General features: G+C 63.4%; 21 protein-coding genes. 12 read left to right on the top strand and 9 right to left on the bottom strand.

Annotated features, from left to right (window positions below):
- Positions 1-181 precede the first annotated feature (181 nt).
- The 6 genes from CGK93_RS06445 to CGK93_RS06420 all read left to right on the top strand — a co-directional run bounded on the left by CGK93_RS06445 (position 182) and on the right by CGK93_RS06420 (position 7892).
- Positions 182-1372 (top strand): ROK family transcriptional regulator, encoded by a 1191-nt coding sequence (locus CGK93_RS06445; protein WP_089594117.1) that lies wholly within the window; start codon positions 182-184, stop codon positions 1370-1372.
- Between the two features lie 129 nt (positions 1373-1501).
- Positions 1502-3058 (top strand): multiple monosaccharide ABC transporter ATP-binding protein, encoded by a 1557-nt coding sequence (gene mmsA / locus CGK93_RS06440; RefSeq protein WP_089594116.1) that lies wholly within the window; start codon positions 1502-1504, stop codon positions 3056-3058.
- 45 nt (positions 3059-3103) lie between these two features.
- Complete coding sequence (gene mmsB / locus CGK93_RS06435; RefSeq protein WP_089594115.1) at positions 3104-4372, top strand: multiple monosaccharide ABC transporter permease; 1269 nt, start codon at positions 3104-3106, stop codon at positions 4370-4372.
- A 54-nt stretch (positions 4373-4426) separates the two neighbouring features.
- Positions 4427-5524 carry a substrate-binding domain-containing protein gene (locus CGK93_RS06430; protein WP_089594114.1) on the top strand — a complete coding sequence of 366 codons (1098 nt, stop codon included), beginning with the start codon at positions 4427-4429 and terminating at the stop codon, positions 5522-5524.
- A gap of 200 nt (positions 5525-5724) precedes the next feature.
- A complete protein-coding gene (locus CGK93_RS06425; protein WP_089594113.1) occupies positions 5725-7197 on the top strand; it encodes an ABC transporter permease in 1473 nt (490 codons plus the stop codon).
- Positions 7198-7199: 2 nt separating this feature from the next.
- Positions 7200-7892, top strand: a complete 693-nt coding sequence (locus tag CGK93_RS06420) for an ABC transporter ATP-binding protein (RefSeq protein ID WP_089594112.1) — start codon at positions 7200-7202, stop codon at positions 7890-7892.
- Here CGK93_RS06420 and CGK93_RS06415 read toward each other — a convergent pair.
- The 5 genes from CGK93_RS06415 to CGK93_RS06395 form a co-directional block, all read right to left on the bottom strand.
- Positions 7870-9051, bottom strand: coding sequence for an ABC transporter permease (locus tag CGK93_RS06415; RefSeq protein WP_089594111.1), 1182 nt, complete (start codon positions 9049-9051; stop codon positions 7870-7872). The two genes, CGK93_RS06420 and CGK93_RS06415, sit on opposite strands and share 23 nt — an antisense overlap.
- Positions 9048-9788, bottom strand: coding sequence for an ABC transporter ATP-binding protein (locus CGK93_RS06410; RefSeq protein WP_089594110.1), 741 nt, complete (start codon positions 9786-9788; stop codon positions 9048-9050). Before CGK93_RS06410 ends, CGK93_RS06415 begins: the two co-directional genes overlap by 4 nt.
- A 4-nt stretch (positions 9789-9792) precedes the next feature.
- Positions 9793-10389: a hypothetical protein gene (locus CGK93_RS06405; protein ID WP_089594109.1), complete on the bottom strand. Its 597-nt coding sequence runs from the start codon at positions 10387-10389 to the stop codon at positions 9793-9795.
- A 3-nt stretch (positions 10390-10392) separates the two neighbouring features.
- Positions 10393-10890 (bottom strand): hypothetical protein, encoded by a 498-nt coding sequence (locus CGK93_RS06400; RefSeq protein ID WP_089594108.1) that lies wholly within the window; start codon positions 10888-10890, stop codon positions 10393-10395.
- A 124-nt stretch (positions 10891-11014) separates the two neighbouring features.
- Positions 11015-11341 carry a hypothetical protein gene (locus tag CGK93_RS06395; protein WP_089594107.1) on the bottom strand — a complete coding sequence of 109 codons (327 nt, stop codon included), beginning with the start codon at positions 11339-11341 and terminating at the stop codon, positions 11015-11017.
- 175 nt (positions 11342-11516) lie between these two features.
- On the opposite strand from CGK93_RS06395, the gene CGK93_RS06390 reads away from it, so the two are divergent.
- Positions 11517-12587 (top strand): Gfo/Idh/MocA family protein, encoded by a 1071-nt coding sequence (locus tag CGK93_RS06390; protein ID WP_089597239.1) that lies wholly within the window; start codon positions 11517-11519, stop codon positions 12585-12587.
- Between the two features lie 77 nt (positions 12588-12664).
- On the opposite strand, the gene CGK93_RS06385 is transcribed toward CGK93_RS06390, so the two are convergent.
- The 3 genes from CGK93_RS06385 to CGK93_RS06375 form a co-directional block, all read right to left on the bottom strand.
- Positions 12665-13105, bottom strand: coding sequence for a DoxX family protein (locus CGK93_RS06385; RefSeq protein ID WP_089594106.1), 441 nt, complete (start codon positions 13103-13105; stop codon positions 12665-12667).
- A 67-nt stretch (positions 13106-13172) separates the two neighbouring features.
- Positions 13173-13844: a phosphonatase-like hydrolase gene (locus CGK93_RS06380; RefSeq protein WP_089594105.1), complete on the bottom strand. Its 672-nt coding sequence runs from the start codon at positions 13842-13844 to the stop codon at positions 13173-13175.
- Positions 13841-14608 carry a GntR family transcriptional regulator gene (locus CGK93_RS06375; RefSeq protein ID WP_089594104.1) on the bottom strand — a complete coding sequence of 256 codons (768 nt, stop codon included), beginning with the start codon at positions 14606-14608 and terminating at the stop codon, positions 13841-13843. The genes CGK93_RS06380 and CGK93_RS06375 overlap by 4 nt, the downstream gene beginning before the upstream one ends.
- 163 nt (positions 14609-14771) lie before the next feature.
- Here CGK93_RS06375 and CGK93_RS06370 point away from each other — a divergent pair, with 163 nt between their 5' ends.
- From CGK93_RS06370 to CGK93_RS06350, 5 genes are all read left to right on the top strand, one after another.
- On the top strand, positions 14772-15989 hold the full coding sequence (locus CGK93_RS06370; protein ID WP_089594103.1) for a TIGR03364 family FAD-dependent oxidoreductase: 1218 nt from the start codon (positions 14772-14774) through the stop codon (positions 15987-15989).
- A 55-nt stretch (positions 15990-16044) separates the two neighbouring features.
- Complete coding sequence (locus CGK93_RS06365; protein ID WP_089594102.1) at positions 16045-16959, top strand: phosphate/phosphite/phosphonate ABC transporter substrate-binding protein; 915 nt, start codon at positions 16045-16047, stop codon at positions 16957-16959.
- On the top strand, positions 16959-17738 hold the full coding sequence (locus tag CGK93_RS06360; RefSeq protein ID WP_089594101.1) for a phosphonate ABC transporter ATP-binding protein: 780 nt from the start codon (positions 16959-16961) through the stop codon (positions 17736-17738). The genes CGK93_RS06365 and CGK93_RS06360 overlap by 1 nt, the downstream gene beginning before the upstream one ends.
- A complete protein-coding gene (gene phnE / locus CGK93_RS06355) occupies positions 17735-18589 on the top strand; it encodes a phosphonate ABC transporter, permease protein PhnE (protein ID WP_089594100.1) in 855 nt (284 codons plus the stop codon). The genes CGK93_RS06360 and phnE overlap by 4 nt, the downstream gene beginning before the upstream one ends.
- 156 nt (positions 18590-18745) lie before the next feature.
- Positions 18746-19855 carry an FAD-dependent oxidoreductase gene (locus CGK93_RS06350; protein ID WP_089594099.1) on the top strand — a complete coding sequence of 370 codons (1110 nt, stop codon included), beginning with the start codon at positions 18746-18748 and terminating at the stop codon, positions 19853-19855.
- Positions 19856-19958: 103 nt separating this feature from the next.
- Here CGK93_RS06350 and CGK93_RS06345 read toward each other — a convergent pair whose 3' ends face one another.
- A complete protein-coding gene (locus CGK93_RS06345) occupies positions 19959-22181 on the bottom strand; it encodes an NADP-dependent isocitrate dehydrogenase (RefSeq protein WP_089594098.1) in 2223 nt (740 codons plus the stop codon).
- Positions 22182-22443 lie beyond the last annotated feature (262 nt).

Genomic DNA, 22443 nt, shown 5'->3' with positions numbered 1-22443 from the left:
ATTGACCGCAACCTCCCCGTTGCGGGGCCCGCTCTGCAGGAAAATCCCCGTTCATAGCGTGAATAGCGGGCCTCACAAGGGGTACGTATCCCATGTTCTTGCGTTGGAGTATGTCGCAGAGAGTTGACTCCTTGTGTTCACTTCTTGACTACAACGTTGCTTGTGGGGCAATCTTCTTGTCATGCCCGCTACGCAGCGCTCAACGAAGAGCCATCCAAGAAAACCCGGCTCGCAGTCCGCACTGCGCCACCTGAATCAGCAGCGCATCATCGAGTGCCTGTTGAGCGGTCCTTCCACCCAAGCCGAGCTCTCGCGGCAGACCGGGCTGTCCACCGCAACGATTTCCAACATCGTGAAAATCATGCAGGACGCAGGCCTCGTTTCCACCGAGCCCACCACCAGTTCCGGTCGCCGCGCAACCAACGTCAGGCTGAACAGCAACGGTGCGGTGGCCGTCGGCATCGACTTCGGACGCCGCCACCTGCGCGTAGTCCTTGCCTCACTGGGCTACCACGTCATTGCCGAGGATTACATCGAATTACCGCTGGGCCACCAGGCGGAAGAAGGCATCGCGGCGGCTGTCCTGCTGCTGGAAAAACTACTCCGCGAGAACGGCATCGACCGCACTGCCGTAGTGGGCGCAGGTGCGGGCATTCCCGGCCCGATCGACCGCCGTTCCGGCACGGTGGCACAAGGCGCGATCCTTCCGGAATGGGTGGGCATCGATATCCTCCACCGGCTGGAGGAAGCGCTGAATTGCCCCGTCTTTGTTGACAACGATGCCAACCTCGGTGCGCTGTCCGAAGTGACATGGGGACCCCACAGCGGGGTCTCCAACCTGATGTTCCTCAAGATCGGCTCGGGCATCGGCGCGGGCCTGATTCTCAACGGTTTCCCGTACTACGGCAACGTGGGCATCACGGGTGAAATAGGCCATGCGACCATCCATGAGCATGGCCTCGTGTGCCGCTGTGGGAACAGGGGTTGCCTCGAAACCATAGCGTCCACCACCACCATGATCGAACTGCTGGGACGCGGCCAGGAGACCCTGCTGACACCACAGGACATCGTCCGCAACTGTCTCTCCGGCGACTCCGCAACACAGCGGGTGGTGGACGACGCCGGACTGGCGGTAGGACGCGCTTTGGGCAACGTTTCCAACCTTATTAATCCTGAAGTGATCGTGGTGGGCGGCCCCTTGGCGGGCCTTGGCGACCTCTTGCTGGACCCCATCCGCAGGGGCCTTGTGCGGCACGCCGTGCCAGTAGTGGGCGAGACGACCCACCTCGCAATGTCCTCGTTGGGGGCCCGCGCAGAAGCCCTCGGAGCCGCCGCTTTGGTGTTTCAACACGCAGGTATTACCGGTAGGTAACGAAATCGTTAGCTGGATCATGCGTTCAAGTCTTGACGACAAGACGGGTGATCCAGTTTACTTTTTCAACAGACAGCCTCGCCATTGCGGGGCCGACAACGAAGTCATGCATTGGAGGCGTAAGGGCTGATGACATCCCTCGACACGCAAGGTGATCCCATCCTTTTGGAGATGCGCTCGATCACGAAGGAATTCCCCGGCGTGAAGGCCTTGTCGAACGTGAGCCTGCGTGTGATGGCCGGCGAAATCCACGCAATCTGCGGGGAAAACGGTGCCGGCAAGTCCACGCTCATGAAGGTTCTTTCCGGCGTTTACGGGTACGGAAGCTACACGGGAGACATCGTGTACCAAGCCGAAACCCAGCAGTTCAAGGACATCCGCGCCAGTGAAGCGGCCGGCATCGTGATCATCCACCAGGAACTGGCACTGATCCCGGAACTGTCCATCATGGAGAACATCTTCCTCGGCAACGAACCCACCAAGTGGGGCGTGATCGACTGGGCCGAGGCCCGCAAGCGCTCCCTCGAACTCCTGGCCCGCGTTGGGCTCCGCGAGGATCCCGATACCCCCATCAAGGAAATCGGCGTCGGCAAGCAGCAGCTGGTGGAAATCGCCAAGGCATTGAACAAGTCCGTGAAGCTCCTGATCCTGGACGAGCCCACGGCAGCCCTGAACGAATCGGACTCCCAGCACCTGCTGGACTTGATCCTGGGCCTCAAGGGCAAGGGCATCACCTCGATCATCATTTCCCACAAGCTCAACGAGATCGAACAGATCGCGGACGAGATCACCATCATCCGTGACGGCAAGTCGATCGAAACGCTCAACGTTAAGCGCGACGGCGTGGATGAGGACCGCATCATCAAGGGCATGGTGGGCAGGACCTTGGAGTCCCGCTTCCCGGATCACGAACCCAAGATCGGCGAGGTCTTCTTCGAGGTCAAGGACTGGACGGTCGGCCACCCACAGATCCAGGACCGCCTGATCTGCAAGGGTTCGAACTTCTTTGTCCGCCGTGGCGAGATCGTCGGTTTCGCAGGCCTCATGGGCGCCGGACGTACAGAGCTGGCCCGTTCCCTCTTTGGACACTCTTACGGCCGCTTCATCAAAGGCCAGGTCTACAAGGACGGCAAGCAGGTCAACCTCCGCAGCGTCAAGCAAGCGATCGACGCCGGACTCGGTTACGTCACTGAGGACCGGAAGTCCCTGGGCCTGAACCTGCTGGATGACATCAAGACCACCACGGTGTCGGCGGCGCTGAACAAGATCAGCAGCTATTCCGTGGTGGATACCCGCAAGGAATTCTCCGTTGCCGAGGAGTACCGGAAGTCTTTGCGGACCAAGACCCCGTCGGTTGAGGAAGGCGTAGCCAAGCTCTCCGGTGGCAACCAGCAAAAAGTGGTGCTGGCCAAGTGGATGTTCACCGATCCGGACCTCCTGATCCTGGACGAACCCACCCGCGGAATCGACGTCGGTGCCAAGTACGAGATCTACGGCATCATCCAGAAGCTCGCGAACCAGGGCAAGGGAGTGATTGTCATTTCCTCGGAGCTCCCGGAGCTTCTGGGCCTGTCCGACCGCATCTACACCATTTTTGAAGGCGCCATCACCGGCGTCCTGGACAAGAACGAAGCAAGCCAGGAAAGCCTCATGAAGCTCATGACTTCCGCCCGCAAAACCGCCTGACCCGTTGGCCCAGCCTCGCCCCTTCCTGACACAAGGACCAAAACAATGAACGCGCTCAAGAAGCTATTTGGTGGCAATACCCGCCAGTTTGGCATGATCTTCGCCCTGGTGGCACTTATCGTCTTCTTCCAGATCTTCACCGAGGGCCGCACGCTGACCCCCGGCAACGTGATCAACCTGTTCAACGGCAACTCCTACATCCTGATCCTGGCCATCGGCATGGTCCTGGTCATTATCGCCGGACACATTGACCTTTCCGTTGGGTCCGTGGCCGCCTTCGTGGGCGTTTTCGTAGCGCTGGCAATGCGTGACTGGGGCTTCCCCTGGTGGGCCGGCGTGCTCTTCGGACTGGTCCTGGGAGCCGTGATCGGCGCCTGGCAAGGGTTCTGGGTGGCGTATGTGGGCATCCCTGCCTTCATCGTGACCCTGGCAGGCATGCTCCTGTTCCGAGGCTTCAACCAGTTCGTTGGCAAGTCCAACACCATCCCCGTCCCCAAAGAGTTCCAGTTCCTCGGTTCCGGCTACCTGCCGGAGGTCGGACCGGATACGGGCTTCAACAACCTCACGGTGTTGCTCGGCCTGATCGCCGTAGCTTTCGTGGTCATCATGTCCCTGCGTGCCCGCGCTACCGCCAAGGCACTTGGCGCCGACGTTCCCGAGCTCTGGGTCGAGGTCACCAAACTGGTCCTGATCTGCGGCGCCATCCTCTACGCCACGTACCTGTTCGCCACCGGCCGCCCCGGCACCTCCTTCCCCATCCCTGGCCTGATCCTCGCCGTCCTGGTCCTCATCTACGGATTCATCGCCGACAAGACCGTCCTGGGCCGCCACGTCTACGCCGTGGGTGGCAACCGCCACGCAGCTGAGCTGTCCGGTGTGCAGTCCAAGAAGGTCAACTTCCTGGTCATGATGAACATGTCCGTCCTTGCCGGCCTGGCAGGCATGATCTTCGTTGGACGCTCCACCGCATCCGGCCCGTTCGACGGCGTCGGTTGGGAACTGGACGCCATTGCGGCCGTCTTCATCGGTGGCGCAGCAGTCACCGGTGGCGTTGGCACCGTGATCGGCTCGATCGTCGGTGGCCTGGTCATGGCCGTCCTCAACAACGGCCTCCAGCTGCTGGGCGTTGGCGCCGACCTCACCCAGATCATCAAGGGCCTGGTGCTCCTGGCAGCAGTAGCCTTCGATGTCTACAACAAGTCGCAGGGCAAGCGCTCCATCACCGGACTGCTGATGAAGAACTTCCAGCGCAACAACGAGATCAAGCCCGACGAAACCACATCCACCAAAGAGGTCATCTCCAAGGAAGCGTAACCCGCGTCCTGACAGACTCGCTCCACCCCACCCACACAGAAAGTGAACCAAGATATGCGAATGTTTGGTAAAGCAGGAAAGGCAGCAGCAGTCGCTGCCATTGCGGCACTGGCGCTGACAGCCTGCGGCCGCTCTGACAGCGGCTCAAGCAGCAGCACAGCAGGCGGGGAAGCGTTCCCCAAGGACTCGATGATCGGCGTCGCACTTCCGCAGAAGACCAGTGAAAACTGGGTCCTCGCGGAGAAGCTGTTCAACGACGGCCTCACCAGCGCCGGCTTCAAGCCGGACGTACAGTTCGCCAACGGCGGCGTGTCCGAGCAGCAGAACCAGATCAGCGCCATGGTCACCAAGGGCGCCAAGGTCATCATCGTCGGTGCTATCGACGGCGCCCAACTGGGTACGCAGCTCCAGCAGGCCAAGGATTCCGGCGCAACCATCATCGCCTACGACCGCCTGCTCCTGAACACCGAGAACGTGGACTACTACGTGGCCTACGACAACTTCAAGGTGGGCGAACTGCAGGGCCAGGCCCTGTTGGACGGCATGAAGGCCAAGAAGGCTTCCGGCCCCTACAACATTGAACTGTTCGCAGGCTCCCCGGATGATGCCAACGCAAAGGTCTTCTTCGACGGCGCCATGAGCGTCCTGAAGCCGAAGATCGACGACGGCACCCTCAAGGTAGTCTCCGGCCAGACCTCGTTCGAGCAGGCTGTGACGCAGGGTTGGAAGGCAGAAAACGCCCAGCGTCGCGCTGACACGCTGCTTACCGGCAGCTACGGCACCGCTTCCCTGGACGGCGTCCTGTCCCCGAACGACACCCTGGCCCGCGCAGTGCTGACGTCCGTCAAGGCCGCCGGCAAGCCGCTCCCGGTTGTCACCGGCCAGGACTCCGAGGTTGAGTCCGTCAAGTCGATCATGGCAGGCGAGCAGTACTCCACCATCAACAAGGACACCCGCAAGCTCGTTGAGCACGCCATCACCATGGTGAAGGATCTCCAGGCCGGTAAGGAACTGGAAATCAACGACAAGGACTCCTACAAGAACGGCGTTAAGACCGTCCCGGCGTACCTCCTCCCGCCGCAGATTGTTACGGCAGAGAACGTCAAGACGGCTTACGTTGACGATCCGGTACTCGGCCCGATCACCAAGTAACACCTCTTAAAGCACGACAGTCAGCCCCGGTCCGCCATCAGGCGGGCCGGGGCTTTCGCTTGCCTCCCGCACCGCGGACGCAGGTGCTTTCACAGCCCACGCATAGCTTCGGCTGGCTTGCCGCACAGCAGCGCTCAGCAAGGTAGGAGTTGCGCCCGCGTTCAGCGGGGCGAACAAACTTGCAGGTCAAGAGGAGAAACGTGAGCGTCCTTGCCCGAAGCGTAGGCAATGCCTTCCGCAACAAGATCAGAACGGCAGCGGTAGTGGCCGTACTGGCTGTAGCCATCGGCTTGGCGCTGGCCATGTTGGTGGCCAACCAGGCAGTCGGTGCCAAAGTCCTGGAGCTCAACGCGTCCGTGGGTACCACCCTGACGGTGAACCCGGCCGGAGGCCAAGGCTTTGAAGGCGGCGGCGAACCACTCACGACGGCGGAGGCCAAGACTGCGGCCTCGGTCGCCAACGTGACATCCGTGGTTGGTACCAAAGCCCTGCGCCTCCAAACGGCGACCACGGGAACCACGGATTCAACCACCGGAACCGCCCAGCAGGGCCCGGGCGGCGGCTTCGGCCCCGGCGGCCAGCAGGCGACGGTCAGCACCAACCTGACGGCCGCCGTCGACGCCGGGACGCTGGGAAACCGCAACGGCTCCGCTGGAACTGCAGGAACCACAGGCAGCACCACCCAGCCTGCGCGTACTTTGCCGATCACCGCGACGGGCATCGGTGCCGAGGTGGACAGCACCGGCAAGGCTTTGGACATCACCAGTGGCACAGGCCTGGGCGACTACACCACGGCCGATGCCAAGGCCCTGGTGGGCGCGTCGCTGGCTGAGAAGAACAGCCTGACAGCCGGCTCCACCTTCACCATCCAGGACAAGACCTTCACCGTGGCGGGCATCTTCGACGCCGGCACCACCTTCGGAAACAACGCCGTCTACGTCACCCTCCCGGAAGCCCAGACGCTGGCCGAAACCCCGGACGAACTCTCCAGCATGATCGTCACGGTCAACAGCATGGAGAACGTGGACAGCACCAAAACCGCCGTTCAGGACGCCCTCGGCACGGACAAGGCCGACGTCACCCAGGGACAGCGCAACCTCGAAACGGCTGTCAGCTCTCTCGACAGTGTCAAGAACATCTCCCTGATCGCCTTCATCGCAGCTTTGGCCACCGCCGGAATCATCATCCTGCTCATCATGGTGATGCTGGTCCGCGAGCGCCGCCGTGAGATCGGCGTCCTGAAAGCGATCGGTGCACGCAACCGCACCATTGGCCTGCAGTTCGTTCTGGAGTCGCTGGTCCTGGTAGCCCTTGGCAGCGTGGTGGGCGCGGTGATTGCTTCGCTGGCCAGCGGCGGTATCGCATCAGCGCTCATCAGTTCGAATGCAAGCACGACGGCGGCCACCACCACCCAGCGCGGCGGCGGACTCGCTGGGGCCATGCCCAACGGCGCGGTCCCGGGTGGCGGGATGCCCGGTGGCGGGATGGGCGGTGGCCAGGGTGGTCCCTTCAGCGGTGCCTCGCAGTTGCTGACCTCTGTCACCGCGAGTGTCTCCCCCGGCGTCCTCGCAGCCGGCATCGCAGCAGTGTTCGCGGTGGCCATCATCGGCGCGCTGGTCCCGGCCTTGCTGACAGCCCGTATCCGTCCCATCGAAGTACTCCGAGGAGAATAGCCGTGATCGTAGTCAAGGACCTGGTCCGTCAGTTCAAGTCCGGTGACCGGACCATCAAGCCCGTCAACGGCGTGAGCTTTGAGCTCGAAAAGGGCTCGCTGGCATCCATCGTGGGCAAAAGCGGCAGCGGCAAAAGCACGCTGTTGTCCCTCTTGGGTGCGCTGGACAAGCCCACCTCAGGTGACGTCGTCGTGGATGGCGTCAGCCTGGCGGGACTCCCGGACGGCAAGTTGACCGAGTACCGTCGCCGGGACATCGGCTTCGTGTTCCAGCAGTTCAACTTGGTTCCCAACCTCAGCGCCGTGGACAACGTGATGCTGCCCATGGAGTTCGCCGGGGTCCGGAAGGCGGCCCGACTGCAGCGTGCCAAGGAGTTGCTGGAGCAGGTGCAATTGGATCCGGAGAAGCACTCACGCAGGACCAACCGGCTCTCCGGCGGCGAGCAGCAGCGCGTGGCAATTGCCCGCGCGCTGGCCAACGAGCCAAAGCTGATCCTCGCTGATGAGCCCACCGGCAACCTGGACGAGCAAACCGGTGAGCACATCATCAAGCTGCTGAGCTCACTGAGCCGCGATCACAACACCACTATTCTGGTGGTCACGCATGACCGCAGCCTGGCCCAGAAGACCGAACGCTGCTTCCGGCTTCAGCAGGGCAGGCTCACCGAGGAGGTCAGAACCGGATCGCGTCGATGACCTTGACGCGCACCGCCACGAGTGCAGGGATGGCTCCGGCGAGTGCGCCCACAAGGACTGCTGCGCCGAATCCAAGGAGTGCGGCGTCGATGGGGAATGCCGGGTATTCGGTGAGTCCTGGCGCAACCTTCGATTCGATCCACGGGTGCTTCACTACCGCGACTGCCAGCATGACGCCCGCCAGGCCGGCAACCGCGGTGGCCACCACGGATTCCATCATGACACCCACGAAGATCCGGCCGGAGGTTGCACCGAAGCTTCGGCGGATGCCGATTTCCCGCACCCGATAGCGGACGGTGACCATGGAGATGTTGAGCATTCCCACGGCGCCAAGCAGCAGGACCAGCCCGGCTACTCCGCCCACCACCAGTTGCACGGGCGCCAAGGGGTCGCCCCAAGCGGCATAGTCCATCCGGTTTGCCTGGGCGTAATAGCCAGGAAACTGCCCTTGGAGGTCGGCCGTAATTGCAGCTGTGAGTGTCTCGGCCTGCTCTTCGCCTACCCACATTTTGAACTCGGACATCTGGGACTGCATACCCGTCATCGCAGCCCCCTCGGCAAGGATGAACGCGGCAGGCGGGGTGTCCGGGTAAGTATCAGGCACGACGCCGATGATCACCGCCGTGGCCGGCTGGTCACCCGGGATCCTCACCGTGGGGTTGGCGGACAGGTTGGGCCGGCCGGCTTGGTTGTAGAACGCTTCGGAAACCACGACGGCGGGCGCAAGCCTTTGGCCGTCGTCGGCAGCGAACCAGCTGCCCTGCTGAAGCGGGACCCGGTGGATAATGCCGTAGCCGACGTCCACGATGGTGACGTTCACGCTGGTCACACCGCGCGGAAATTGAAAGCCTGCCTGGGTCTGGCCAACATGCGTGGCCGTGGTGATGCCGTAACGTTGTTGGATGCCCAGGTAGGCCTTTTCGAGCTTCGCTGGATCCGGCGTGGTAGGTCCGCCGACGTTCAAGGACAGCGTCGCCACCCGGCCGCCGTTTCGTTCAGATTGATACTTGTAGCCTTCGCGAGCTAGATTTCCGACGCCCACCACGGAGGTCAGCGCGGCCACGGACAAGGCCACTCCCAAGAGAGCCAAAAGAATCCGGACTTTGTTGATCCGGAGCTCCTGCCACGCTTCGACGATGGTGGAGACCAAGCCGGTCATACGCTGACTCCCGCTGCTGCGGGCACTGACAATGGGCTGAGGACGCCCGAATCCAACCGGTAGCAGGCGCGGGCCAGGGCTGCCACGTTGGTGTCGTGTGTGATGGTGACCAAGGCCGCTGCGGTTTCCGTCGCGACGGTGTCCAACAAGGCCATGACGGACTGGCCTGTTTCGACGTCAAGTGCTCCGGTTGGTTCGTCGGCCAGGATCAGCCTCGGCCTGCGGACCAGGGCCCGGGCGATGGCCACACGCTGCTGTTCACCACCTGAGAGCATATTGGGCATGGTGGTAGCTCGGGCGGCAAGGCCAACCCGGTCCAGCATGTTCATGGCGATCTCGCGGCGGCGCCGGAACTCCTTGCCCTTGGCATAGAACAACGGGGTGATCACGTTGTCCAAGGCGCTGCGTCCGGGCAACAAGTTGAACTGCTGGAAAACGAAACCCACGGTGGAACCACGCAAGCGGGCACGGGCATTGTTGCCCAGCCGGTCCGCGGGTTGGCCGAGGAATTCCAGCTCGCCCGATGTCGGGACATCCAGCAAGCCCAGCAAATTCAGGAGCGTGGACTTGCCGCAACCCGAACGGCCCACGATCGCCGTGTGATCGCCACTGTACACCTCAAGGTCGATGCCTTTGAGGATGTGCAACTGCTGGTCATCGGGAAGCGTGACGGAACGGGTCACCGAGCGGAGGCTGACCAGCGTTTCCTTTTTCGGTTCCTCGCGTGAGTCTTCCATGACCCTAGCCTGCCGGGGCGTAAGCGATCTGGCCCGGCCCCATCATGGGGTTCGGGGCGGCCGGTGCACCGGGAACGAACTCCAGGACCTGTTCGCCTTCGGCCAACCCGGAGGTCACTTCAACCACGGAGCCATCGTTGAGGCCCAACTGGACGGTGCGCTGCTCAGGAGCCGCCCCTGCCCCGCCCGGTCCGGCAATCCAGACGATCCCGTCCTTGACGCTTCCCTTCACCGAGGTCAAAGGAACCGTCACCACATCAGGGGCCACTCCTGCGCTGACCGTCATGGTGGCCCCGAGACCTGCAAAGACCTGCTGGCCTGCAGGGATCGCGCAACTCAGCGTACCCGTGGGAGTTCCGCCTTCTTCCGGCTGGCCCCCGCCGGCCCCGGGTCCCGCGATCGCTGCGCCCACGCCCATGCCGGCACCTCCGCCGGTGGCGGCCAAGCCGCCTGAGGCGCTGCCGCCGTCGTCGGACGCGTTGTTCTTAAGCGTCACTTCGGCGCACTGGAACGGTGCCGGGCCACCCACCAACGCAATCTCCGCGGGGCCGGGCTTGCCCAGCAGACGGTACTGCTGGGCCGCCGTCACTGAGCCGGCCACCGTTTAGGTTCCGGGATCGATCTTGCCCACTGCCTCGCCGACGGTGACCTGCTGGTCGATGAGCGTTGTGAGCTGCTGCAGGGTGCCGGCGCTGGGAGCGAGGATGTCGAAGTAGTCGTACACAGGCTTGGGCGTAGTTGGTGTGCCGTCCTTGGAAGTCTGCGTGGTGGTGACAGGTCGCTCAGCTTTGACCTGGAACAAGGCTTGACCCTCGGCTACGGTTCCGCCTTCTTCAACAAAGAATTTGATGACCTTGCCCGCGGAAGTGCTGCGGACGGTATCGGCGGCGTCGCTCTGGACGGTGCCCTTGATCTCCACGGTGTTGGTAACGGTGGCGCGGGTGGCGGGGACCACCGGGATATCCACTTGGGCCAACGGCGCCGGCTCGGATCCTGTCGCTTCAAGACCATCGACAAAGGCGATTTTGACCAAAGCCACCGCGATAATCGCGAAGACCAACAACCAGGCAACCGGCAAAATGACGCGCCGAAAAGTACCCATCCCTGCTCCATTTCGGTAACTCCCCACAGAACCTCTGCGAGGGATGATTTGCTAAGCCTAAGCGAGGAATTTTGGGCTGCCGGCCATTCGTGTGACTTGACAAAAAGCTGACGGTATTGGGATATCAGAAATAAGCATTTGGATCCGCTAGCGCCGAAAGAGCTGCCACCACCACCACGGCCAGCGGGACGGCGCACAATACTATGAGAGGCCACCAGAATGACAGCCGGCGGGGGCCGCCGTGTGCGCTTTGCGACATCAAGAGCGACGGCAAGAAGAACGGAAGAAAAAAGACGCCGAACGCCAGCACCGCCATCAGGAGTTCGCCTTCATAGCATCCGGATCCCAAAGTGTCCTGGGTGCATTCCATCCGCGATGGGTAGAATCCCAGCGCAAACCCGAGGAATGCAGCAGCGGGCACGGAAACAATGGCACCGATCAGCGAGACCACTATTAAGGCAACTCGCGGGCCCGCTGAAGGCCTTTTAATTTTCGTTTCCATACTCCCCCAATAACTGCATTTCCCAGCCGACGCTACCAGCATGTCCGGACCGGCTGTGCACCATGTGGGGGCGCGCACCGTTCCTCACACCACCACCCACTGCCGAAATGAGAGGATGTCAGTCATGACCCTCCCTATCGCCAAGCCGTGGCTGTCCTCCCAAACCAACCAGGATCCCCGGGCAGCTACCGGCCGGCGCTTGAAGTGGGGCGTCGTGTCTACAGGCAACATTGCCAACAGTGTTTCCAAGGACCTGGCCCTGCTGGAAGATGCAGAACTCTACGCCGTGAGCTCCCGGACGCAGGCTGCCGCTGATGCGTTCGCGCACACACTGGGTTTCGCCAAGAGTTACGGGGACGACGGCGGCGTTCCCGGCTACCAGCGTTTGGTGGAGGACCCCGCCCTGGACGTGGTCTATGTGGCCACACCCCATGCCCAGCACTTCCTGATCGCCTCGGCCGCCCTGCGTGCCGGCAAGCACGTGCTCTGCGAGAAGGCCCTCACCATCAACGCCCGTGAAGCCTCCGAGCTGGTAAAGCTGGCCCGCGAGAACAACGTGTTCTTCATGGAGGCCGTGTGGAGCCGCTTCCTGCCGAGCTTGCAGCGGGCGTTCGAAATCGCTGCTTCTGGCGAGCTTGGACAGATCCAATGGGTCAGCGCGGATCTTGGCTTCCCGGCACCCTTCGACCCTTCGGCCCGTATCTGGGCCCTCAATGATGGTGGTGGCGCACTCCTGGACATCACCGTTTACCCGCTGCTCTGGGCCTTGGGCACGCTGGGTTTCCCGCAGTCGGTCACCGCGATCGGCACGCTCAACGACGACGGCGTGGACACCCAGAACGCCCTGACGTTGGGCTACTCCAGTGGTGCCCAGGTCCAGCTGACGTCGTCCCTGATGGCACATGGACCCCGGACAGCCACCGTTGCCGGCGGGCTCGGATTCCTGCAAACCGTGGGTTCAGTGAACAATCCTCGCGAGCTGGTGATCCGGGTCGGCTGGGACGAACCGCGACACGAGCACTTCGAGGTGGTGGGCACCGGCTACACGTACGAGCTCCGGGAAGTGACGCGCTGCATCCAGCAAGGCCTCACTGAGAGCCCGGTGATGCCGCTGGAAGACTCCATCAACGTCATGCGCCTCTTCGACGGCGTGCGCTCCCAGCTGGGCATCCGGTATCCGAACGACGCGCGGTGAGCCGCCCCGGTGGTGACTCCAGCCCGGCGACGAGTGCCGCCGTCGTGAGTTAACCCAGGCGCGTTAACCCCGAAGGGCTACCGCCGCGAGCCGGCTGGTTGCCGGGCCAGCTTGCGATCCAAGGACAAAGCTCCGGGTCCCAGGAAGATGAACGCCACCGAAATGGCTGCGTAGATGATCAGGAGCTCCGCGGTCACCCCTGCCCTGTCCGTGAGCAGCGGTTTGCCGGCCTCGGTGACAAACCAAATTCCAGCGAACATAATGGCGGCCAGGAACCCTGCCGCCCGGGTCAGGGCGCCGAGCACAAGAAGCAGGCCCAGCCCCAGCTCACCGGCGATCACCAGCCACGCCACGATCTCCGGCTTCTGCACGCCCATGGCGGCAACCGACGCAGCAAAGGCAGCGTGCCCGGCCATGAGCTTCTGGATGCCGTGGATCATGATGAGCGCGCCGAAGACCACGCGCAGGATCGTGACGCCGCGGGCGGAGGACTTGGGTGACGGGTGAAGGAATTTCACGCGTTCCAATCTTCCATGCCTGGGGCTGGGGGCCAAACGCCGGGCACTGCGAGTCGGACGCCGAGGGTCAGGAGAGCAGCGCCGGAATGTCCTTCACGCCGTCCAGGATGTGGTGGTGCGGGTGCCCTGCCAGATCTTCGCGGCCCAGTTTGCCGGTCAGGACGCCCACGGCCGTGACGCCGGCGTTGTTGGCAGCGGCGAGGTCATTCACGGTGTCGCCCGCGGCCATGACGGTGCGGACGTCCTGGACTCCGGTCAGTTCCATGGCCCGGTGAATCATGTGTGGTGCCGGTCGTCCGGCGGCTACTTCGTCGGAGCAGACGACGGCGTCCAGCAGGTTATCGTCGTCGACGCTCCAGCCCAGCCGCTCCAGGAGGGGCTCCGCAACGTCGCGGGAAAAGCCGGTTGTCAGGGCCACTTTGATGCCTTGGCTCCGGAGCGCGCGGAACGCGTCTTCCACGCCCTCCAGCGCGACGGGCGGGTTGGCGTCGTAGAACTCCACGAGCAATTCCTTGAAGCGATTGAATGCGGCCGCCACCACTTCCGGCGTGGCCGCTCCCCCACCGGCTTCAATGAGCGCTGTGATGGCCTCAACTTTGTCCGCGCCCATCCATTCCTGCACAGCCTCGGGTGTGGTGGTCACCCCGGTTTCTTCAACGCAGCGGGCAAGGGCCACATAAACGTCGCCGTGTTCGTCGATGGTGGTTCCGGCCATATCGCAGGCAACAAGCTTGATCATGGGGTGGCTCCTTCAGTGTGGATGCGGACCAGGGCGGCCCGGCGCTCCACGGTGTTGTCGATGGTGAAGTTGGTCAGTGCCGGCAGGTAGCGGTCCTCGGAGTACTCCAGGGGCTGCCCATCGGCGGAACGGGTGATGCGACGTTCGCGCAGGAGCGGAATACCTTCGGGTTGTTCCAACAGTTCGGCGTCCTCGTCACTGGCAGCAACGGCGTCGATGGTGTGGCGCGCACTGTGCAGGTCTACACCCTGCTCTTTGAGGAACGCGAAGATGGACCCGGAGTCGGTGTCGAAGTCGAATAGTCTGCGTCCCACGTCCAGGATGAACGTGGTGCGCTCGATCATGGCCGGCGCCTCATCCAGGTAACGGACGCGAAGGATCTCCACCACAGTGGTGCCAGGCATCAGGCCGAGCGCTTCAGCGGCTTCCGGACTGGCTTCACGCCGTGCCACTTCGAGTGTCCGCTGGCCGGGCTTTTTGCCGATCCCACTGGCCCACTCAGTGAACGAGTTGAACGTAGAGAACGACTGCGACGGCACAGACGAGCGAACCATGGGAGGGCGCCCCCGTCCGCCTGTGACGGCACCTTCGGAACGGAGGAACGCGAGCGCCTGACGGATCGGGCCACGCGACGTCCCGAACTCGCGGCACAGCTCCGCTTCACTGGGCAGCTGGAAGCCCGGCGGCCAGTCGCCGTCGGTGATCCGGCGCATGAATTCTTCGCTCAGCTTGACGTGGAGGGGCGCGTTCGTCTGTGTGGTCACCAGTTGATAATACAAGTTTGCCCGTGCAAAAACAGCTGTTTGGAGGGCCTGTAGATGAACTTGGCATGAACTCAAATGAACGGAAGTTAAAATCAGGTTAACTTGTATATACAAGTGCCAAAATGGCTTGATTCCCCGTCCATCAGCCGCCAGTCTCAATGGTGTGAACAACCCAAGCACTTCCACTACCGCCGCCAACACCACCGCGAACCAGCCCACCGATGTCGTCATTGTCGGTGCCGGAATCGTGGGCCTGGCGCACGCCGCCCACGCTGTTGCCAACGGCCTGACCGTCACCATCATCGAGCGCGACCACCACGCCGCCGGTGCCTCGGTCCGCAACTTCGGCCACTGCTGCATCACCGCACAGTCCGGCGAGCTCTACGAACTCGCACAGACTTCGCGGAAGTACTGGCTGGAGTTCGCGGAGCGCGCCGGGTTCTGGGCCGCCGAATCCGGTGCCGTGGTCCTGGCCCGCACTGAGGCCGAGATGGACGTCCTTCGCGAACTCTCCGACGTGCGCGAGCCTGGACAAGTCGAGCTGCTCTCCCCCGCCGGGACCCGGGACCGGTTGGGTGCCACTGTTTCCGTTACGGAAGAAACGCACGACGACGGCGCTGCTTCGGGCGCATCATGGCCCGGCCTCGTGGGCGGAGCCTTCCTTCGGGATGACCTCCGCGTCGACCCCCGCACCACGGTCGCAAAGTTGGCCGGGTGGCTCAGCCAGCAGCCCGGCGTCGAACTTCACTGGAACACCGCAGCGCTGGGCTTCAACGAGTCCTCGGAAGGCGTCAGCGTTCAGACGTCGCGCGGCGGGCTTCGTGCCAAGCAGATCTTTGTATGTGTTGGCCACGACGTCGACTACCTCTTCCCGGACCTCGCCGAAGAACACCGGATCCAGCGGTGCGCTCTGCAGATGTCGCTGGCGGCCAAGCCTTCCGGCGTCGAATTCGCTCCCGCAGTCCTCACCGCAACGTCCATGCTCCGGTACCCGGCGTTCACGGACATGCCCGCCGCTGCAGCCCTCCGCTCCGAGGTGTTGGAGAACCAGCCCGAATTGCTGGAGATCGGCGCCAACGTCATGTTCACCCAACGCCCGGACGGCACGGTCATTCTGGGCGATTCCCACCACTACCACCGCACCGCCGATCCGTTCCTGGATGAAGGTGTCACCTCCACGCTCAACGCTGAAATCACCGGCCGGATCGGCGAACCACTGGAGATCATCCAGCGCTGGCAAGGCATTTACGCTTCCTCCGACGTAGCACCCATCCTGGTCCGCGAGGTTCAGCCCGGCGTCACGGTGGTGTCTGTGACCTCCGGCGTGGGCATGACCCTTTCCTTCGGTTTGGCACACCGCAACGTATCGCGCCTGTACTGACTCATCTTGTCCTGAATTTTCCCGTTCTCCCCATCCCCTTCGCATAAGGATTCCCATGAAAACCCCGCTCTTCACCGGTTCCGCGTTTGCCCTCGCTACCGTTCTGGCGCTCACAGCCTGTGGCGGTTCAGCCCAGTCCTCACCTGAGGCGACGTCCGCCACCTGCCCCAACGGGGAGATCAAGTTTGGCATCGAGCCCTACGAGGACCCGGCCAAGCTGAAGCCCGCTTACGACGTCCTGGCGGCCGCGCTGTCCAAGAAGCTCGAATGCCCCGTCAGCGTCCAGGTGGTTGAGGACTACGCAGCCGAGGTCCTGGCCATGCGCAACGGCAAACTGGACCTGGGCCAGTTCGGCCCGCTGGGCTACGTGTTCGCTGATGCCAAGGCCGGCGCCGAGCCGCTGGTTTCCTTTGGCACTGCCGAGAAGGAACTCAGCACGTACACGGCCGGGATCTGGGTTCCCAAGGACAGCCCCATCCAGGCCATCGGGGACTTGAAGGGTAAGTCCCTCGCCCTGGGCAGCGTCGGATCCACCTCGGGCGACGTCCTGCCCCGCTTCGGACTCCGTGAAGCCGGAATCGCCGACGCCGACATCACGATGGACTACACAGGCGGTCATCCTGAAGCCCTGCTCGCGCTGACCAATGGCAAAGTTGATGCAGCGGAGATCAACTCCCAGACACTGGCCACTGCCATTGCCGCAGGCACCTTCAAGAAGGACGACTTCCGCCAGGTGTGGACGTCCAACCCCATCCCCAACGACCCCATCACCGTGCGCGGCGACGCGGACCCCGCGTTCAAAGCAGCCGTCAAGGACGCTTTCCTCAGCCTGGAACCCGCCGACGTGGCCAAGGTGGGCGAGTTCCTGGATGTCACCCCTCCAGGCCCGCTGCTGGAGGTCACCAAGGATAACTACACGCCGCTGTTCGAGCTCGCCGAGACCATGGGCCTCACCGAGAAGGATCTGTAATGCCTGACCCCCTGCTCGCCGTCCAAGGCTTGCGGAAGTCCTTCAGTGGCCGAACTGTCCTTCAAGGCGTGGACTTTTCCGTAGCCGCCGGCGAGCTCGTCGCGTTCCTGGGCGCCAATGGCTCCGGAAAGTCCACCACCCTGCGTTGCGTCATGGGTATCACCGGTCCGGATTCCGGCAGCATCAGCATCGAAGGGGCTCCGCTGGAAACCCTCCAGGGGCGTGACCTGCAGCAAGCCCGCCAACGCATGGCCATGATTTTCCAGAAGATCCATCTGGTACCCCGGCGCACGGCGTTGGATAACGTCTGCGCCGGCGCCTTGGCCCGCATCCCTACGGTTCGCTCGCTGAGTCCTCTGCTGTTTCCGGCCGACGTCCAGCAGGAAGCCCTTGACTGCCTGGACCGCGTGGGCTTGGCCGATCGCGCCTTCGACCGGGTTGGCCGTCTTTCCGGCGGGCAGCAGCAACGCGTCGCCGTAGCCCGGGCACTCTGCCAGCGGGCCGACGTCGTACTCGCCGACGAGCCTGTCTCCGCACTGGACCCGCACGCCGCAGAGCAAGTGATGGCTCTGCTGCGCGAACTCGCCCACTCCGAAGGGTTGGCGGTGGCCGCGGTCCTCCATCAGCCCGATCTCGCGCTGCGATACGCTGACCGATCCATCGGGCTGCTCCAGGGCTCCATGACCTTCGACCTCCCCTCCACCGAGGTCACAGCCGATCACCTCGACACGTTGTACGCCCCGGACCGGGACGTTTCAGACAGGACCCAGGCCGCATGACTCCCCACACTTTGACCCCGGCCGTCGCCCGCCGGGACTCCACCAGCAAAACCCGCGTGGCACTTGTTCGCCCCAAGAAGCCGCTGCGGTGGATCACGACGGCGGCAGTGGCGGCCGCCGTCGTCGGACTTCACGCCGTGGCCATCGAGGGGACGGACTTCAAACCGGAGCTCCTGGTTGACGGCTGGAAGGGCATGGCAGCCTTCATTGGCGATGCGTTCCCGCCGGACCTGAGCTGGGAGAAGACCCTCAAGCCCGGCCTCGAAGCGACGCTGGTGACGTTGTGGATTGGCCTGCTGGGCACCACGTTGTCCGTGCCGTTCGCCCTGCTACTCGCGGCGCTGGCTGCCGAGAACACCAGTCCGCATCGACTCGTGTACCAGGCAGCGCGGGCTATCTTGTCGTTCTTCCGGGCCGTACCGGACATCGTGTTTGCGCTGATCTTCGTCACCGCCGTGGGCCTCGGTCCCTTCGCCGGCGTGCTCGCCCTGATCTGCCACAACACCGGTGTCATGGGCAAGCTGTGGGCCGAGTCCATGGAGGAAATCGATGCCGGGCCGCAGGAAGCACTCCGCACGGCCGGCGCCAACCGGATCCAACAGGTAGCCAATGCAACGTTGCCCATGGTGGTCCCCCAGTTCGTGGGCCTGCTGCTGTACCGCTTCGACGTCAACGTGCGGTCCTCGCTGGTCCTCGGGCTGGTGGGAGCCGGCGGCATCGGGCTGCTGATCAACCAGTCCATCAAGTCGTTCCAGTTCGACTCCATGCTCACCCACATCCTGATCGTGTTGGTGCTGATCATCGTGGTGGACCAGTTCTCCGCGTGGATCCGCAGGCGCCTGGCCGCGTAACACTGCCGCCCTGGCCCAACTAAGTCACGGCAAACGCTCCAATGCGCCCCATTACGACGTTTGCTGCGACTCAGTTGGGTGAGTGGGGGCAGAATGGGAGGTGGCCCTCTTCGGGGGGTGCGATTCTCAAGAGGGCCAACGGTGGATGGAGCAGGCATGCAGGTTGACGTTGTAGTTGTTGGCGGAGGAGCCATGGGATCGGCGGCCGCATGGCAACTCGCCCGGGCGGGCCGTTCCGTGGTCCTGCTGGAGCAGTTCGAAGCCGGACACCACATTGGCGCTTCCCACGGCGCCACCCGCAACTTCAATACCGCGTACGCCGAGGCTGATTACCTGGATCTCCTGGCCGAATCCAAAACGCTCTGGGACGAACTCGCGGCCGAGCACGGAGCTCCCCTGCTGGACATGGTGGGATTGGCGAACCACGGCAACCTGCCAAGGCTGGAACTGATCCGCGACGCCCACCAGGAACGCGGCATAGAGAGCTACTTCATCTCAGCCGACGAGGCCGCCAACCGCTGGCGGGGAATGAACTTCGCCACCGATGTCCTGTTCGTGCCGGGTTCCGGTCGGATCCGTTCGGCGGACGCCTTGGTGGCGCTGCGGGAATCGGCTGAAGCCCATGGCGCCGTCTTTAAGTACTCGACGCCGGTCCGCGACATCCGCATCGATGGGGCCGAAACGGTAGTGGTGGTGACGGAGGAGACCGAATACACGGCAACCCGCGTGGTGGTGACAGCGGGCGCCTGGACGACGAAGGTGCTGAACGGACTCGCCAAGCTCCCCGCGTTGGTGGTGACCCAGGAGCAACCCGCTCACTTCACGGCGACGGACAACACGCTGGTGTGGCCCAGCTTCAACCACAACCCGGACCCCGATCCGAACAACGAACTCTACGAATACTGGTTCAGCCCGGTCTACGGCATGCTCACCCCCGGCGAAGGCGTGAAAGCAGGCTGGCACGGCGTCGGTCCCGTGATGGACCCCGACCATCGCACCTTCGAGCCCATCCCCCAGCAGCTCGAGGCATTGGTGCGGTACGCAGAAGAGTGGCTTCCCGGCGTCGACCCTTCCACCGCGGTTCCCATCAGCTGCACCTACACCACCACGCCCAACGAGGACTTTGTGCTGGACCGTTTCGGTCCGCTGGTGGTGGGTGCCGGCTTCTCCGGACATGGGTTCAAGTTCACGCCGGCTATTGGCCGGGTGCTGAAGGACATCGTCGACGGCGGCGTGGCACCGGAGCGGTTCCTGGCCGAGCGCTAAGAGTTTTTGTACAGATAATGCCCCCAAGACGCGGTCTTAGGGGCATTATCTGTACAAAAACTCGGAGCTCGGGCGCCCCAGAAAGGCACCCGAGCTCGAGGGACTACTTCTTCAGATCCGCGAGGACCTTGTTGAACGTAGCGGACGGGCGCATGATCTCAGCGGCCTTGGCGGCGTCCGGACGGTAGTAACCGCCCAGCTCGACGGCGGGACCCTGGACTGCGGCCAGCTCGCCGACGATTGCCTCTTCGTTGGAGGTCAGGGCGTCAGCGATTGCTGCGAAGTCCTGGGCCAACTCGGCGTCTTCGGTCTGCTTGGCCAGTTCCTGTGCCCAGTAGGTGGCCAGGTAGAAGTGGCTTCCGCGGTTGTCCAGCTCGCCGACGCTGCGGCGCGGGGACTTGTTTTCCAGCAGGAATGTACCCGTTGCGCGGTCCAGCGTGTCAGCCAGGACCTGAGCGCGGGCGTTGCCCGTGGTGGTGGCAAGGTGCTCGAAGCTGACTGCCAAGGCAAGGAATTCGCCCAGGCTGTCCCAGCGGAGGTGGTTTTCCTTGACCAGCTGCTGGACATGCTTGGGAGCGGAGCCACCGGCGCCGGTCTCGAACAGGCCGCCACCGTTGATCAGCGGAACGATGGAGAGCATCTTGGCGCTGGTGCCGAGCTCAAGGATCGGGAACAGGTCCGTGAGGTAGTCGCGGAGGACGTTACCGGTGACGGAGATGGTGTCCTCACCCTTGCGGATGCGCTCCAGTGTGAAGGCCGTGGCCTCAACCGGGGAGAGGATCTTGATCTCGAGGCCCTCGGTGTCGTGTTCCTTGAGGTACTCGTTGACCTTGGCGATCAGGTTGGCGTCGTGCGCACGGGTCTCGTCCAGCCAGAACACGGCCGGGGTCTGGGAAGCGCGGGCGCGGGTGACGGCCAGTTTGACCCAGTCGCGGACCGGGATGTCCTTGGTCTGGCATGCGCGCCAGATGTCACCCGGGAAGACCTGGTGCTCGGTGAGGACCGTGCCCTTGCTGTCCACGAGCTGGACGGTGCCGGCTGCCTGGATCTCGAAGGTCTTGTCGTGGCTGCCGTATTCTTCGGCTGCCTGAGCCATGAGGCCCACGTTGGGAACGGTGCCCATGGTGGTGGGATCGAACGCACCGTTGGCGCGGCAGTCGTCCAGGACAACCTGGTAGATGCCGGCGTAGGAGCTGTCCGGGATGACTGCCAGAGTGTCGGCTTCCTTGCCGTCCGGGCCCCACATGTGGCCGGAGGAACGGATCATGGCCGGCATGGAGGCGTCAACGATGATGTCCGACGGAACGTGCAGGCTGGTGATTCCCTTGTCGGAATCGACCATGGCCAGCGCGGGACCCTCTTCGAGGCCCTTGGTGATGGCTGCCTTGACGCCTTCGCGGACGTCCTCCGGCAGGTCTTCCAGGCCACTGAGGATTGCTGCGAGGCCGTTGTTCGGGCTGATGCCTGCGGCTGCGAGCTGCTTGCCGTAGGTGTCGAACAGCTCGGAGAAGTAGGCCTTGACAACGTGGCCGAAGATGATGGGGTCCGAGACCTTCATCATGGTGGCCTTGAGGTGTGCTGAGAAGAGGACGCCCTCTTCCTTGGCGCGGGCAACCTGTGCCTTGAGGAACTCGTCCAGGGCGTCGGCGCGGAGCGCGGTGGCGTCCACGACTTCGCCGGCCAGGACGGGGAAGTCCTTCTTGAGGACCTTGGTGGTGCCGTCTTCGCGGACCAGCTGGATGGTCAGGGAATCGTCAGCCGTCAGGACAACGGACTTCTCGTTGGAGCGGAAGTCGTTCTCGCCCATGGTGGCAACGTTGGTCTTGGAATCAGCGGACCAGGCACCCATGGAGTGCGGGTTCTGGCGGGCGTAGTTCTTCACCGACAGGGGTGCGCGGCGGTCGGAGTTGCCTTCGCGCAGCACCGGGTTCACAGCGGAGCCCTTGATCTTGTCGTAGCGCGAGCGGATGTCCGTCTCGGTGTCCGAGGAGGGGTTGTCCGGGTAGTCCGGGAGCGCGTAGCCCTGGGCCTGGAGCTCGGCGATGGCAGCCTTGAGCTGCGGCACGGAGGCGCTGATGTTGGGCAGCTTGATGATGTTGGCTTCCGGCTGCTTTGCCAGTTCACCAAGTTCAGCCAGGGCGTTGCCCGTGCGCTGCTCTTCGGTCAGGAAATCGCCGAAAACGGCGATGATGCGGCCGGCCAGCGAAATGTCGCGGGTCTCCACTTCTACACCTGCGGTCGAGGCGTACGCTTCCACAATCGGCAGGAATGAGTACGTTGCCAGCATCGGCGCTTCGTCTGTGTGGGTATAGATAATCTTGGCCATTGGCGGGGTTCTCCCTGAAAGTCTGCAGATTTCAACATCTCCTAACTTACCCGAGTAGACCGATAAGGCGGCCCTTCGTGTCCGGGATCACGTGTTCGTTACCACGCCATGGCGATGAACGCCCGACGGCGGCCTGACCGCCGCTGCTGCCCGCCGCCGTCGGACCCTGGTTGCGGAGAGTTGGTTGCCGCAGGCTGGTTGCTGTGGGCAAATGTCTGGTCCCCGGGCGCGTCAGCATCTCATTCACCGCGAAACCGAACAT

Source organism: Arthrobacter sp. YN (assembly GCF_002224285.1).
Classification (GTDB): domain Bacteria; phylum Actinomycetota; class Actinomycetes; order Actinomycetales; family Micrococcaceae; genus Arthrobacter.
This window is presented reverse-complemented; position numbering and strand designations above follow the sequence as displayed.

What these genes read in the sequence shown, in the direction of transcription:
- CGK93_RS06360 (WP_089594101.1), top strand. Translation starts at nt 16,959, where the DNA reads ATGCCTGACCCCCTGCTCGCCGTCCAAGGCTTGCGGAAGTCCTTCAGT.
- CGK93_RS06390 (WP_089597239.1), top strand. Translation starts at nt 11,517, where the DNA reads ATGACCCTCCCTATCGCCAAGCCGTGGCTGTCCTCCCAAACCAACCAG.
- CGK93_RS06350 (WP_089594099.1), top strand. Translation starts at nt 18,746, where the DNA reads ATGCAGGTTGACGTTGTAGTTGTTGGCGGAGGAGCCATGGGATCGGCG.
- CGK93_RS06345 (WP_089594098.1), bottom strand. Translation starts at nt 22,181, where the DNA reads ATGGCCAAGATTATCTATACCCACACAGACGAAGCGCCGATGCTGGCA.
- CGK93_RS06365 (WP_089594102.1), top strand. Translation starts at nt 16,045, where the DNA reads ATGAAAACCCCGCTCTTCACCGGTTCCGCGTTTGCCCTCGCTACCGTT.
- phnE (WP_089594100.1), top strand. Translation starts at nt 17,735, where the DNA reads ATGACTCCCCACACTTTGACCCCGGCCGTCGCCCGCCGGGACTCCACC.
- mmsB (WP_089594115.1), top strand. Translation starts at nt 3,104, where the DNA reads ATGAACGCGCTCAAGAAGCTATTTGGTGGCAATACCCGCCAGTTTGGC.
- CGK93_RS06400 (WP_089594108.1), bottom strand. Translation starts at nt 10,890, where the DNA reads ATGGGTACTTTTCGGCGCGTCATTTTGCCGGTTGCCTGGTTGTTGGTC.
- CGK93_RS06445 (WP_089594117.1), top strand. Translation starts at nt 182, where the DNA reads ATGCCCGCTACGCAGCGCTCAACGAAGAGCCATCCAAGAAAACCCGGC.
- CGK93_RS06380 (WP_089594105.1), bottom strand. Translation starts at nt 13,844, where the DNA reads ATGATCAAGCTTGTTGCCTGCGATATGGCCGGAACCACCATCGACGAA.
- CGK93_RS06410 (WP_089594110.1), bottom strand. Translation starts at nt 9,788, where the DNA reads ATGGAAGACTCACGCGAGGAACCGAAAAAGGAAACGCTGGTCAGCCTC.
- CGK93_RS06430 (WP_089594114.1), top strand. Translation starts at nt 4,427, where the DNA reads ATGCGAATGTTTGGTAAAGCAGGAAAGGCAGCAGCAGTCGCTGCCATT.
- mmsA (WP_089594116.1), top strand. Translation starts at nt 1,502, where the DNA reads ATGACATCCCTCGACACGCAAGGTGATCCCATCCTTTTGGAGATGCGC.
- CGK93_RS06415 (WP_089594111.1), bottom strand. Translation starts at nt 9,051, where the DNA reads ATGACCGGCTTGGTCTCCACCATCGTCGAAGCGTGGCAGGAGCTCCGG.